Source organism: Geomicrobium sp. JCM 19037 (assembly GCF_000698105.1).
In the GTDB taxonomy this organism is placed as follows: Bacteria; Bacillota; Bacilli; order Bacillales; family Marinococcaceae; genus Geomicrobium_A.
In genome coordinates, this window is sequence record NZ_BAWZ01000008.1 from 70148 (window position 1) to 84156 (window position 14009).

Annotated in this window: 12 protein-coding genes, 5 pseudogenes and 1 other annotated feature; of the genes and pseudogenes, 16 read left to right on the top strand and 1 reads right to left on the bottom strand. The window is 44.4% G+C overall.

From position 1 onward, the window contains the following. Nucleotides 1–14 precede the first annotated feature (14 nt). Entirely contained in the window at nucleotides 15–194 is a 180-nt protein-coding gene (locus tag JCM19037_RS06435) for a hypothetical protein (RefSeq protein ID WP_042399088.1), read from the top strand. Between the two features lie 524 nt (nucleotides 195–718). Here the strand turns inward: JCM19037_RS06435 and JCM19037_RS06440 are convergent. After that, nucleotides 719–925 carry a hypothetical protein gene (locus JCM19037_RS06440; protein ID WP_042399091.1) on the bottom strand — a complete coding sequence of 69 codons (207 nt, stop codon included), beginning with the start codon at nucleotides 923–925 and terminating at the stop codon, nucleotides 719–721. 115 nt (nucleotides 926–1040) lie between these two features. After that, nucleotides 1041–1257 (top strand) — a binding site (T-box leader). A 45-nt stretch (nucleotides 1258–1302) separates the two neighbouring features. Here JCM19037_RS06440 and JCM19037_RS06445 point away from each other — a divergent pair. From JCM19037_RS06445 to minD, 15 genes and pseudogenes are all read left to right on the top strand, one after another. After that, nucleotides 1303–3958: pseudogene (locus JCM19037_RS06445) on the top strand (valine--tRNA ligase). Nucleotides 3959–3978: 20 nt separating this feature from the next. Next, nucleotides 3979–4152 carry a hypothetical protein gene (locus JCM19037_RS26850; protein WP_238544586.1) on the top strand — a complete coding sequence of 58 codons (174 nt, stop codon included), beginning with the start codon at nucleotides 3979–3981 and terminating at the stop codon, nucleotides 4150–4152. Continuing rightward, nucleotides 4109–5263 carry a folylpolyglutamate synthase/dihydrofolate synthase family protein gene (locus JCM19037_RS06450; RefSeq protein WP_238544584.1) on the top strand — a complete coding sequence of 385 codons (1155 nt, stop codon included), beginning with the start codon at nucleotides 4109–4111 and terminating at the stop codon, nucleotides 5261–5263. Before JCM19037_RS26850 ends, JCM19037_RS06450 begins: the two co-directional genes overlap by 44 nt. Nucleotides 5264–5376: 113 nt before the next feature. After that, a pseudogene (locus JCM19037_RS29920) lies at nucleotides 5377–5864 on the top strand (A24 family peptidase). After that, entirely contained in the window at nucleotides 5756–6112 is a 357-nt protein-coding gene (locus tag JCM19037_RS24060) for a prepilin peptidase (protein WP_255357865.1), read from the top strand. Before JCM19037_RS29920 ends, JCM19037_RS24060 begins: the two are co-directional and overlap by 109 nt. Before the next feature lie 82 nt (nucleotides 6113–6194). After that, the gene (locus JCM19037_RS06460; protein ID WP_042399092.1) at nucleotides 6195–7271 is read left to right on the top strand and encodes a hypothetical protein; all 1077 of its coding nucleotides are present in this window, start codon (nucleotides 6195–6197) and stop codon (nucleotides 7269–7271) included. 52 nt (nucleotides 7272–7323) lie between these two features. Beyond that, nucleotides 7324–7494 carry a hypothetical protein gene (locus JCM19037_RS25580; protein WP_193744680.1) on the top strand — a complete coding sequence of 57 codons (171 nt, stop codon included), beginning with the start codon at nucleotides 7324–7326 and terminating at the stop codon, nucleotides 7492–7494. A 38-nt stretch (nucleotides 7495–7532) separates the two neighbouring features. Then, the gene (locus tag JCM19037_RS06465; RefSeq protein ID WP_042399095.1) at nucleotides 7533–8132 is read left to right on the top strand and encodes a nucleoside triphosphate pyrophosphatase; all 600 of its coding nucleotides are present in this window, start codon (nucleotides 7533–7535) and stop codon (nucleotides 8130–8132) included. A 40-nt stretch (nucleotides 8133–8172) separates the two neighbouring features. Next, nucleotides 8173–8834: pseudogene (gene radC / locus JCM19037_RS06470) on the top strand (DNA repair protein RadC). A gap of 437 nt (nucleotides 8835–9271) precedes the next feature. Then, nucleotides 9272–9415: a hypothetical protein gene (locus JCM19037_RS25585; protein ID WP_193744681.1), complete on the top strand. Its 144-nt coding sequence runs from the start codon at nucleotides 9272–9274 to the stop codon at nucleotides 9413–9415. Nucleotides 9416–9801: 386 nt separating this feature from the next. Then, a pseudogene (locus tag JCM19037_RS06475) lies at nucleotides 9802–10836 on the top strand (rod shape-determining protein). A 458-nt stretch (nucleotides 10837–11294) separates the two neighbouring features. Further along, a pseudogene (mreC, locus tag JCM19037_RS29185) lies at nucleotides 11295–11889 on the top strand (rod shape-determining protein MreC). Further along, nucleotides 11889–12413 carry a rod shape-determining protein MreD gene (gene mreD, locus JCM19037_RS06485; protein WP_042399098.1) on the top strand — a complete coding sequence of 175 codons (525 nt, stop codon included), beginning with the start codon at nucleotides 11889–11891 and terminating at the stop codon, nucleotides 12411–12413. Before mreC ends, mreD begins: the two are co-directional and overlap by 1 nt. A gap of 73 nt (nucleotides 12414–12486) precedes the next feature. Further along, nucleotides 12487–13185, top strand: coding sequence for a septum site-determining protein MinC (gene minC / locus JCM19037_RS06490; protein ID WP_042399101.1), 699 nt, complete (start codon nucleotides 12487–12489; stop codon nucleotides 13183–13185). 12 nt (nucleotides 13186–13197) lie between these two features. Then, nucleotides 13198–13998, top strand: coding sequence for a septum site-determining protein MinD (gene minD / locus JCM19037_RS06495; RefSeq protein ID WP_042399104.1), 801 nt, complete (start codon nucleotides 13198–13200; stop codon nucleotides 13996–13998). Nucleotides 13999–14009 lie beyond the last annotated feature (11 nt).

A 14009-nucleotide genomic window follows, 5' to 3' on the forward strand; every position in this document is an offset into this window, starting at 1 on the left:
TACTAAAGGCGTTGATGCTAACGCCAACACCGATTATTGATTTTGTCGAACAATATCGAGCCAATCCTCAAAGCTATGCGGAGCACCAGTGGACGGCAATGCTAGAACTGCGTTTGAATGCACTAAGATACGGCGCAGAGCTAGTGAAGTGGAAAGAAGACCAAGAAGCAGCCATGAGACAAAGCGCAACGTAGTCTCGTGGCTGTTTTTTTGGCAAGAGGTGGGTGAGTTAGTGATTGCTCACAAACACCTCAAGCTTTATAAAATTTGGGGATTCTTAGGAGAAGGGTGATCTAGATCACCCTCGAAACAATCTATATAGAATGAACTTAATATCTTCCTGATTTGCGCTGTTGGGACTTGCTTTCCACTGCAGGGGAACTCTTGTACTCTGGAGTACAACCATCGGCTCCAGAGGTGCCGATGGTAAGCCGTACGTTCGTCTCGTCAGTCTCTGTGACAGAAAAGGGTCTTAGAATTTCTTACGCCAAGCGAATGGAATGGAGATTTGATGTAGTTATAACATCAAGTGCTAGTAAATTTCTTTAGTGCAACGTATATAGATTACAAAATGATCATATACCCCAACTGGATGTTGAATGATTTTTTCCATAATCTTATTCTCGTAACACGAGGTAGTCATACTTAAACCGGATGTCCGTAATGACCCATCCGGTTTTTCGGTGATCTGTTTTTATAGGCAGAAGCATAAATGTATCTATTTTTGGAAATACCAGAAAGCACAAGCAAGAATAATGAGTATTAACACATCAATAAACGTGGCAAAAAACAACAAACGTAGCAACTGAAAGCAGATGATCGGAAGCAAGATTTGAGCAGCTGCCGCACGCCATTTATACACCCATGGTGGTCGCTTCTTTTTTCCGTACGGGTATTGCGGGGGCGGACTATAATATCTGGGCATTAGCACACCCCTTCCTTAGTTTTTACTCTATCCTATGCCTGCAAAACAAATCAGTCACCAATGTTGTTGACGAATGGTAAAGGCATCGGTACAATAAATACACAAACTGAATCCTCAACATGCGAAGAATGGAAGTAGTATGCGCACATCCTCATACAGAGAAGGGACCATGCTGGAAGGTCCCCCGCCAGGATAGGGCAGAAGTCGTCCATGAGCAGATCCTTTGAATGACCATAGTAGAAGGAATACGTTAACTTACGTTACAGTTGCTGAGAGTATGAACGATTATTGTTCATAAATAAAGGTGGTACCGCGAGCCCTTCGTCCTTTTTATAAGGAGAAGGCTCTTTTTTTATTCAAAAAAAGGAGGACGTACAATGACTGAAGAGAAAAACATGGCAACGAAGTATGACCGAAACAAACCGAGTCAAAATGGTATCCTTACTGGATTAACAATGGCTTTTTTGAAGCTACTCGTGATGGTGAAAGAAAGGGAGAGCCCCACTCGATCGTCATCCCTCCACCGAATGTAACCGGACGGTTGCATTTAGGGCATGCGTGGGACGTGACTTTACAAGACATTATTGCTCGTCAGAAACGGATGGAAGGCAAGGACATGCTGTGGCTACCGGGAATGGACCACGCAGGCATTGCAACGCAGTCCAAAGTCGAACAGAAACTAAAAGAAGAAGGCCGATCTCGAAGAGAAATGGGCAGAGAAAAGTTTCTTGATGTGTCTTGGCAGTGGAAGGAAGAATATGCAGACTTTATTCGAGAACAATGGTCCACGCTCGGTTTGTCATTAGACTACACGAGAGAGCGATTTACATTAGATGAAGGATTGTCCGATGCGGTAAAAGAAGTGTTCGTTCGTTTATATGAGAAAGGCTAATCTATCGCGGTAAATACATCATTAACTGGGACCCATCTGCTCAAACAGCGCTTTCAGACATTGAAGTAGAGTACAAAGAAGTAGAAGGCGCTTTTTATCACATGCGTTACCCGTTAAAAGACGAAGAAGGATACATCGAAGTCGCTACGACGCGACCAGAGACGATGCTTGGGGATACAGCAGTTGCGGTACACCCAAGAGATGAACGCTACAAACATTTAATTGGAAAAACCGTTATCTTGCCGATCGTTCAACGTGAAATACCGATTATTGCTGATGAATATGTTGATCGTGAATTTGGTTCGGGAGCGGTAAAGATCACACCAGCTCATGACCCGAATGATTTTGAAATTGGAAATCGTCATGAACTGCCTCGTGTTCTCGTCATGGATGAAGCTGGGCAAATGAATGAAAATGCTGGAAAATATCAAGGTTTAGATCGATTCGAATGCCGCAAACAAATCGTGAAGGATTTACAAGCTGACGGCATATTGTTTGACATTGAGCAACACCTGCACTCTGTCGGTCATTCAGAACGAAGTGGCGCTGTCGTTGAACCTTATCTTTCGACCCAATGGTTTGTAGATATGAAACCTCTCGCTGAAGCTGCCATGAAGCTGCAAGCAGATGCAGATGATAAAGTCACATTTGTGCCGGAGCGGTTTGAACGCACGTATATGCAATGGCTCGAAAACATCCGAGATTGGTGTATTTCTAGACAGCTTTGGTGGGGACATCAAATTCCTGCGTGGTACCATAACGAAACAGGTGAACTGTACGTAGGAAAAGAAGCACCAGCGGATCTTGAAAACTGGACACAAGATGAAGATGTGTTGGATACGTGGTTTAGTTCAGCATTGTGGCCGTTCTCAACAATGGGCTGGCCAAATGAGGAAGCAGAAGACTTAAAACGATTCTATCCGACAAATGTGCTTGTAACTGGATATGACATCATCTTCTTTTGGGTATCAAGAATGATCTTCCAAGGGCTAGAATTTACCGGTGAACGGCCGTTTAAGGATGTTCTTATTCATGGATTGGTTCGTGATGCAGAAGGACGGAAGATGAGCAAATCCCTCGGGAACGGTGTTGATCCGATGGACGTTGTCGAACAATACGGAGCGGATGCACTCCGGTTCACGCTTGCGACAGGCACATCACCAGGAAATGACCTTAAATTTCAATGGGATAAAGTAACGGCAAACTGGAACTTTGGCAATAAGATTTGGAATGCGTCGCGATTTGCGCTCATGAACATGGAAGGCTTTACGTATGAGGACATTGACCTCACACAAGTCAACGCTACGCACGACCGTTGGATTCTTGCAAAGTTACAAAAGACGATCGCTGATGTTACACGTTTAATGGATCGTTATGAGTTTGGTGAAGCCGGAAAGATGCTCTACAACTTCATTTGGGACGATGTGTGTGATTGGTATATCGAAATGGCGAAACTTCCGCTCTATGGAGACGTTGAAGAAGATAAACAAACGACGCGTTCTGTGCTCGCGCATGTGTTGGACCAAACGCTTCGCTTGCTTCATCCGTTTATGCCATTTATTACTGAAGAGATTTGGCAGCACCTGCCACACAAGGGTGACTCCATTACGATTGCTGAGTGGCCTAAAGCAGAGGCAACGTGGGTGGACGAAGAAGCATTCACAGACATGGAACTTTATCAATCAATCATCCGCACCGTTCGCAACACACGTAGAGAAATGGACGTTGCGCCGAGAAAGCCGATTCCTTTGCATATGAAGCCAAGTTCAGAAGCGTCTGCAGAACAATTACAAAGAGGCGTTCATTATTTGGAACATTTCTGTTCGCCAGAAGAACTGAAGATTGATCGGTCATTAGTCGCGCCAGAACAATCGATTTCGCATGTTTTGTCGGGGTTAGAACTTTATATTCCGCTTGCTGGCTTAATTAATGTTTCTGAAGAATTGGCCCGCCTGCAAGGAGAGAAGAAGAAACTTGACGGAGAAGTGAAGCGACTGGAGGGCAAGCTCACAAATGAGAAGTTTGTAAGCAATGCCCCGGAACAAGTGGTTGCTGCTGAACGAGAAAAGAAAGCCGATTACGAAATGAAACGAGAAAAAGTGATTGAACGATTAAAAGAGATTGAGAAACTCGCACAATAGCGAGTTGGAGGCAGATGTTGATGAACACCTTTGATCAGGTTATGGACTGGCTACAAAGCGCACGTAAGTTTGGCGTCAAGCCAGGGCTGGATCGTATGGAGCTCGTGTTATCCACCTCAGCACCCAGAGAAGAAGCTCCGATGCATCCATATTGGGGGAACAAATGGAAAAGGTTCTACCGTTACGTATCTTAGGAATATCTTGCAAACTGCAGGATATTCCGTTGGTACATTTACTTCTCCATATGTAGTGCGGTTTGAAGAACGGATTAGTTTAAATGGGGAACCCATTCATCAAGATGACTTTGTCCGGGCAGCACAAACGGTCCGGGATGCGATTGAACAAACGGATGACCCATTTGGACCGGCAACGGAGTTCGAAATTCTTACGTTAATTTCTTTCGTCTATTTTGAGTCGGTCGCTCCTGATTTTGTCATTTATGAAGTGGGTTTAGGTGGCAGATTGGATTCGACCAATGTCATCTTTCCTCGCGTAAGTGCGATAACGAATGTCGGGATGGACCATATGCACATTTTAGGAGATCACGTAGAAGCGATCGCGAATGAAAAGGCAGGCATTATTAAACCTCGAGTTCCTTTCATCACGTCAGTCACCGACGAGCCGTCTCTTGAAGTCATTAAAAAGAAAGCGGCAGATCTGTCCGCTCCGATTACTCGTTTAAACGATCATTTTCATGTGACACACGTGACGACCGAAGAAGAAGGCTCAACGTTTTCACTGCGTGTCCAAGATCAAGAACTTCTTCATTTACGCATCTATATGCGAGGGCGGCACCAGGTTGACAATGCTGCTCTTGCTGTTTCAATCGCGCTTGAAATTCAAAAAATGGGACATCAGGTTTCGGAAGAGGCCATTAAGAGCGGTCTCATTCAGTCGATGTGGCCTGGCCGATTGGAGAAAGTAAAGGACAAGCCGTTTACCCTCATTGACGGAGCCCATAACCCTGAAGGAATTGAAAGCCTTGTTCGTTATATGCAACCATTCGCAAAAGAACGACCGATCCATGTGATCGCAGCGGTGACAAAAGAAAAAGATGTAAACGAAATGTATGCACCTCTCCTTTCATTACAGCCGGCGTCTTTCATACTCACCTCCTTTAATCATGAGCGTTGTGCCAACCCGATAGAAGTGGCTGAAACGATGTCCTATTCAGGCATCACTGTTGAGCTGGATAATCAAAAAGCTTACAACAATGTTAAACGTGTTGCGAAAGAAACAGACGTGATTTTAATTACAGGTTCATTGTTTTTTATTTCTGAGATGCGTGCGTTTCTGACAAAATAAAAAGATTTGCTGTCGATAGAAGGGATGTTACTGTCGATGGCGAATCTTATTTATTGTGGCAGTGTTTAATCGGTCGTTGGTAATGGAAAGGAACTGAATTGATTTTTTTTGGATTGATTGGTTTTATCTTTGGTTCATTTTTTTCTGTAGTTGCCGTACGCATACCTAGAGGACTGTCCATTTCTTGGCCACGCTCTCATTGCCCCTTTTGTAAGCGTACACTCCGAATGACTCATTTGATCCCCGTGTTTTCATACGTTTTTCAAAAAGTAGGTGTTCACATTGTAAACAACCGCTCTCGATAATGTATCCATGTACAGAACTCATAACGGGAGCGTTATTTGCTAGCGCATTTCTCATTTTTGGTGTTTCTACGCAACTCCTCTTTTCGATTGTCGTCATTTCCCTCTGTATCATCGTCGTGTTGACAGATCTCCTTTATTTACGAATCCCTAACAAAATTGTCGTGTTTTTTGGATTGATATTTCTCGTATACCGCCTCTTCATCGACCTCTTTCTCCTTGGTATGATCCGCTCCTCACAGCATTTCTTTGTTTTTTGTTTCTGTTTGCTGTACTCGCTTTGTCAGGCGGAGGAATAGGCGGTGGCGATGTGAAGCTGTTTATGATTCTTGCATTGGCGCTTGGCAGCTCGATGTTTATCCTCGTCTTCTTTTTGTCGACACTGTTTGGCACAATGACGGGTATTGTGCGAAAAGGGAAAACGAAACATTATCCTCTAGCGCCTAGCATTTCCGTAGCTGTGCTCCTTACTTTATTTGCTTACGACTGGATCTGGGAAGGAATGGAACGTGCTTTGTCATTCATTGTCAGTTATTCCTTGTATTGAACTGACAGGAATCTTCAAGGTTTGTCCTTTTCATATGATAACCTTGTCCTCATATTAATACCTTCAAGGTAGGGAGGTTCTTATGGGACAAGACCGGGGGAAAATGACGTTTACGTTTCAGAATGAGAATGAAAAGAAGAAGGATGAGCCTGGAACATCAAAAAAGAAAGACAATGAACATAACACGAATGAACATGCGAAGACGAATTGCTCATCATCCAAAGAAGAGATTGCGCGAGGCGATGCTCAAGATGTAAAAACGAATAAGAAATCGGCGAACAACGATCTAGGCGCGTCGGAAGCAGCAAAGAAGAAAGGCAAAAAACACAACACGAGCGCACATGCGAAGACGAACAGCCCATCCCTAAAAAAAGAGCCTGAGAAAGGCAACGATCAAGCCGTAACAACAAATGAGAAATCGGCGAAGAGTAACGAAGACGAGCGAGTAACTTCCGAGGGATCACTTCCGGCTGTGCGCGCACCAGGAGCTTCAAAAGAAGCAAGACACGCAGCGGAAACGTCAAAATCTGAAGAGATAGAAAAAAAGCCCGTTTCTTCTTCCTCTAACCATGAAACAGTGGATGTAGTACAGAAGAAACACGAATGGGAGCAAAAAGGAGTACAAGAAACGACGAGTAAAAAAGCACCTGGGTTACCCTTTCATCGCAAAAAGAAACCTTCAGGTTCAGGTGGTCCAAAACGAAAAGGGTATGGTTTTGACCGTGTGAAATTCGTCGGACTCATTGCAGCAGCTCTATTACTCGGAGTAGTGTTTGGTTTGCCTTTATTGCAAATTGTGACGTCCTCTTCCCCTACTGATTCGGCAGAAGAGGTGATGGGGACAGCAGAAGAGGAAGGAGCGACAACATCAGTTGGAGACGAGGTAACGTGGGCACCTCTAGAAGTTGACGTTGTACAAGCAGGTGCTTTTTCTAGTATGGAAGCAGGCGAAGATGTGCAGCGACAACTTGTGAGCGCTGGTTACCCGGCTGTGTTGCACGATGCCTCAGACAGTGAATACATCTTTTTGTATGTCGGTATGACCGAAGCAAATCAAGCTGAGCAAGACCTTATGCCAGAATTCGAGGCAAATGGAATGGATGTGTACGTCAAACAACTTCAGATTGAGCCAGAAAGCGAGACAATCGACCAACAGTAACAGCAGCAGCCAATCTATTGCAAAATGAAATTGAAGCATCTATCGGACGGGTGTGGAGGCACCTGAGCCGCTTACTGAAGAGGTGCAAACGGTCATTTCTAACTCCACACAGTCAGGAGAACAAGTTCTGGAATCTTATGAATCACTGCAAAACAACCCAGATGATCATGCAGAATGGATGCAATTTGTCCTCGATTTTGAGCGATGGGTACAAGAGTTGTGACATAATAGGAGCCACCGATCATAAAAGGAGTGCTCCCTATGACCAATCAATTAATTCTAGCTTCCTCATCACCAAGGCGGGTCGCTTTGTTACAAAGTGCCGGCTACACGTTTACCCAACACACACGCCCGGTTGATGAGGAGTTTCAGCCTAACAAATCCCCTGCAGAGAACGCGGTGAGCTTAGCGAAGAAGAAAGCGTTCGTGTTTCAAGAAGACATGTCGAAAGACGAAGTGATCCTCTCCGCAGATACCGTTATCGCTTTAGATGGGGAACCGATTGGCAAACCGAAAGATGAACGCGATGCTGTTGACATGCTTTCGCTCCTGTCCAAGACACCTCATCAAGTCATCACAGGAGTGGCTTTGGCCACTACCGATAGTGTCCGCACATTCCACGCCGAGACAAAAGTGACATTTTACCCGCTCACAGACGAACAGATCGACATGTATGTACGCACAGGTGAGCCGTTAGACAAAGCCGGAGGGTATGGAATTAATGGCCTGGCTGCTCTATTTATTAAAGAAATTGTTGGCGATTATTATAACGTTGTTGGTCTGCCATTATCTCGTCTCAGGCAAGAGCTTGAACATGTCAACATTTACCCCGATTGGTTAAATTCAAATCTGAAGAGGTGAGCCCTTGCTGCCCCCCGAAGTAAAATTACCCGTGAATGAGATGCCCCGTGAACGATTAGTCAGAGAAGGACCAGACAAGCTGTCCAATCAAGAGTTGTTAGCCATACTCCTTAGAACTGGGAGTCGCGGAGAAACTGTTCTCGACCAAAGTCAGCGTCTGCTCACTTCATTTGGTGGTCTCCTACAACTAAAGGATGCCACGGTCGAAGAACTGCAAGCTGTTCGTGGTATCGGCTTCGTAAAAGCAATTGAAATCCGCGCAACATTAGAGCTAGCAAAACGTATCCATACGATGAATACAAAAGAGAAGTGGATCATTCTGGCCCTGAAGATGTGACCGAGCGGGTCATGGAAGAGATGCGTTTTTTGCAACAAGAACATTTTATTGCTCTCTACCTGAATACGAAAAACCAAGTAATGCACAAACAAACGTTATTTATTGGCGGGCTAAACTCTAGCATTGTCCATCCAAGAGAAGTATTTAAAGAAGGAATTCGGCGTTCAGCCGCATCGATGATCTGTTTGCACAACCATCCTTCTGGTGATCCTTCCCCAAGTAAAGAAGATATTCAAGTAACAAAACGGCTCGTTGATTGTGGGAATATCATTGGCATTCCCGTGTTGGATCATATCATTATTGGCGACCAATGTTACGTAAGCTTACGTGATCTCGGCGGGGTATTTGACTCTGTGAACCCATGAGCGTAACAACCAAACGTTTGAGCACTCACGTTTGGTTTTTTATGTAAACGAGTGTATACCCATAGCGGGAGCGGATAAGCATCTACATAGGATAAACTTTACATTTTCCTAATTGCACGGTTTGTTGTTGCTTTCCACTGCAGGCGGATGCTTGCACTCCATAGTACAAGTGCAACATCGGTGGCGAAACATCTGCCACCGTGTTTTCTATGCACTCCAGAGTACAAGGGCGACATCGGTTCACGTTTTTGCTCCTGGCTACGGTGTGTGGAAAGAAGGCCAAATGCCCCATATATTCATTAATGTGACACTTGAGAAAGAAAAATCATGATTTTAAATGTGAATGCGCACATAAAAGGTGTCAACTGTCACAAATATTGCGATTTGTGACAGTTGCGTGCCGAAAGTGCCCGATTTGAGGCTGGATTGTCACATACGTGACCGGCCATCACATTCTTGTGCCAGGTGGTGGGCCTTGGTCACAACTATTCACCCTTCGGCAAACGTTTTTCGTGTTGCCCGCAACCCTTGCAGTGACGAACAAAGATCGGCAACGAAGCTGTCGAAGTGCAACGAGATGAATTTCAACAGACAATATGCAAGCACACATCCGCAAAGACCCATCTCGGTCATCCGATTCAATGAATTTCTTTCGTTCAACTTATATAGCTCAAAGTACTTATCTACGTTCCCTACGTTTAGCCAAAATTAGCGAGGTTTCTTAGGGAACGTTACGTTCCTGCAAAAGTCCTTGGCATCTTTTTCGATTGTGACGAATTGAGGAAATTTATGAAGCTGTTTTTACCGCTATGTTTTTAGGTAAAAATTGCGTATAATGAGTAAGGGAAATTTAGATCTAGATATGGGTCTTAGTTGTAAAAAAATACGTAATGAAGATACCGAAATTGTAACGAGACGATGATATAAAACGACGAATCAATTGAAGGTAATGAAGGGAGATACATAGATGTTTGGTGGTTTTTCTAAGGATTTAGGCATTGACTTGGGGACAGCGAATACGCTTGTATATGTAAAAGGAAAAGGGGTTGTTGTTCGTGAACCTTCAGTTGTAGCAACGCGTTCAGACAACCAACAAATTGAGCTGTCGGTAATGACGCCAAAAATATGATTGGACGTACACCGGGTAACATTGTTGCGATTCGACCGATGAAAGACGGTGTAATTGCCGATTTTGATACGACCGCAACAATGATGAAATATTTTATACGTCAAGCACAACGGAACCGTTCTGTTTTTACGCGTAAGCCAAACGTAATGGTTTGCGTACCATCAGGGATTACTGCAGTGGAAAAACGGGCAGTTGAAGATGCGACAAAGCAAGCAGGGCACGAGAGGCATATACGATTGAAGAACCGTTTGCTGCAGCCATCGGTGCAGATCTACCGGTTTGGGAACCTACAGGCAGTATGGTTGTTGACATCGGTGGCGGTACGACAGAAGTTGCCATCATTTCTTTAGGCGGCATTGTCACGAGCCAGTCCATTCGTGTGGCCGGTGATGAAATGGATGAATCGATTATTCAGTATATCAAGAAGACGTACAATCTCATGATCGGTGAACGTACGTCGGAAGCATTGAAAATGGAAATTGGATCAGCAGAAAAGCAAGAAAATGTTGAATCAATGGAGATTCGTGGACGTGACCTCGTCACAGGATTCCTAAGACGATTTCAATTGAAGCGGACGAAGTTGCACAAGCACTTGAAGATACGATCACAACGATCATAGAAACCGTGAAATCGACGCTTGAGCGCACGCCGCCTGAACTGGCTGCAGATATTATGGATCGTGGCATTGTGCTCACCGGTGGTGGGGCGATGTTAGAAGGTCTGGATAAGCGCCTAGGAGAAGAAACGAACATGCCGGTGTTGGTCGCTGAAGAACCATTGGATTGTGTGGCGCTTGGTACTGGAAGAGCTTTGGAAAACCTCCATCTATTCCGTTCAAGAGCCGGAATTACAGCAAGATCCAATCGCAAGTAAAGACGCTAGACAAGGTTGTCGGTTTTTGTAAATCACTTAAACCGGCACACCATTTATAAGCGTGTAACATATAGTTCACAAAACAATAGTGTTCAAATGGGTTTCATAGAACAAGGTAGAAGGTGTCTAGCATGCCTCATTTTTTTTCGAATAAGCGTTTAATATTACTAATGGTTGGCATTATTGTCCTTGTCATTTTGGTTGGACTTACGATGCGTGAGCGTGAGCAAGCAACAATACCGGAGCAAATTGTGCAAGATTCTGTCGGGGCAGTGCAGTCGGTTTTCCAAAGGCCTGCTTATTTTGTGCGCGGCATTTATGATGACTTTATTCATATTCTAAATGTACATGAAGAAAATGAACGGCTAAAGGAACACTTGAATGACTATGCGATGTTACGTTCAGAACTGGATGGGTTACGAGAAGAGAATGAGAGTCTTACGAGCATGTATGATGGGATGGAGAGTTTAAGTTCATTCACATCAATTCCCGCGTTAGTCATTGAGCGTCAGCCCGATCGGTGGACAGAAACCATTGGGATTAATCGTGGAACGCAGCACGGGGTTGAAGCTGATATGGCTGTCATTACCGAAGAAGCTCATTGGAAGAGTGCAGTATACGAGTGCCTTTACGTCACAAATTCAATTGTTATCCGACGGTGAACAAACGAACCGAGTGTCTGCTAAGGTTGCCGTTGAAGATGATGAACCGGCCATTGGTTTCATTGAAGGTTGGGACCATGAACAAGATCTGTTAATCATGCAAAAGGTTGACTCAGAAAACGAACTTGAAGTCGGTCAGTTTGTAAGTACTTCTGGTTTGGGTGGGTTATTCCCTGCCGACCTACCTATTGGTGAAATTGTCGGCGTGGAGATCGATGAGTACGGGCTTACGCAAAATGCATACATCCAGCCATCTGCAGATTATTACAATATTAATCATGTAATGGTCATCGATCGCGAACAAGGCAATCTCGAAGGGATTCAAGAAGATTTTGAGAATCTGCAAGAGGAGCAAGAAGAAGAGGAAGAAAGTGAAGGGAGTGGAGAATAATGCGTTACATTCTCCCGGTGATCGTTGCCTTCCTCTTTATTATCGAAGGAACATGGTTCCAAGTGTTTTTTCCGGCTTCTTTCGATCAAGACCTCTATTGGATGCCGCGGTTTGCTTTTGTAGCGATTGTGTTTATTTCCATTTACAGAGGTGCTGTACACGGGCTGTTTTTTGGAATCATTACTGGATTTTTTCATGATGTCGTTTATTCCTATATCATTGGAATTTACATGTTTTCTTACGGTTTGCTAGGGTATATGGCAGGTTTTAACTTCTCAGCAGTCAAATCGAGACCGATTGTTGTCTTGCTTATTATGTTAGTTGGGCTTGCTGGCTTGGAAACGCTCATTTATTTCATGTATACATGGACAGGAGTTGCGTTTGTAGGCTTTGAAGAATTTGCAACCACAAGACTGATGCCGTCATTGCTTTTAAATGGTGCGTTTGGCATTGTGATCCTTTTTCCGATGCGAAAGATCTTTCAATGGATTGAAGAAAGGGAACGTATGCAGGAAAATGTATAAAGATGTGGAATCTTATCAGTAAGGCACATAGCCATTTGGCGGTTAGCGAAGATGAAAGTACCGAGGTGAGACGGTGAAAACTACATTCCAAAAGCAGTTCATCACGATAAAGGGGACGAAAGACGGGATTGTCATTCATTTGGATGATCAGTGCAGTTATGCTTCAATCGTGTCAGAGCTCGAAGCGAAAATTGCAGAGAATCACTCAGCCTTTGATGAGGGCAAAGACGTATCAGTACGTGTGCATGCCGGTAATCGTTATTTAAACGAGGCGCAACAAGAAGAGATAAAGACGCTGATTGAGCATGCAGGCGTTATCGTTGTAGATGATTTTTATAGCAACGTGATGACAATCGCCCGCGCCCAGGAAGAAAAAGAACGAGAAGAGTTAACGACGTATACACGTATCGTCCGCTCGGGGCAAGTGCTTCGTGTAAAAGGAGATCTTCTCATTCTTGGCGATGTGAATCCAGGCGGAATTGTTGAAGCGGTAGGGGACGTGTACATACTCGGTTCGCTTAAAGGGATTGCTAAAGCAGGGATTAAAGGGAACGAGAACGCCGTTGTTGCTGCATCTGTTATGGTTCCATCGCAAGTGAAGATTGCTGAGCATTTGTATCTTACCGAGTCAACTCGGGCAGAACGTGCTCAAGAAATTCTTTATGCAGAGCCGAAGTACGCATGCATCGAGCATCAGGAAGAAGAGATTGTTTTTCATGCATTGAACGGTCTGGCGGCATTTCGTCGTGATCGTAAGAATAGAAGGGACTAAGGAGGATATGCTGTGGGAGAAGCAATCGTCATTACATCCGGGAAAGGCGGCGTAGGGAAGACAACAACGTCGGCAAATATTGGAACAGCATTGGCGCTGCAAGGAAAACAAGTGTGCCTCCTCGATACCGATATCGGCTTAAGAAATCTTGATGTTGTCATGGGTCTTGAGAACCGCATCATTTATGATTTGGTTGATGTATTGGAAGGTCGCTGTAAAGTTCAGCAGGCACTCATCCGAGACAAGCGTTTTGAATGTCTTCATCTACTACCAGCTGCACAAACGAAAGACAAATCTGACGTCACACCAGAGCAAATGGCAGAAGTTGTCAATGAATTGAAACCAGATTACGACTACTTAATCATTGATTGCCCTGCAGGAATTGAGCAAGGATTCCGAAATGCGGTCGCAGGTGCGGACCAAGCGATCGTCGTCACTACACCGGATACACCTGCGGTTAGAGATGCCGATCGTGTGATCGGTCTATTGGAACAAGAAGAAATGCCTTCACCGAAGCTCGTCGTCAATCGCGTGAGAAAAGCGTCCAAGGAAAAGGGAGACGATCTGCTTGACGTAGATGATGTCGTCGCGACGCTTGCCATTGACTTATTAGGTGTTGTCTTTGAAGATGAAGGTGTGCTCAGAGCTTCTCATAAAGGGGAGCCAGTAGCAACAACACCGAATACGTCCGCATCATTGGCTTATCGAAATATTGCACGAAGAATTCTTGGAGAATCTGTACCCCTGCTCTCATTAACTACGAAGAAGAGTTTTCTTGCGCGAGTGAAATCGTTGTTTGGTATTCAAGCATAATCAACAGAAGT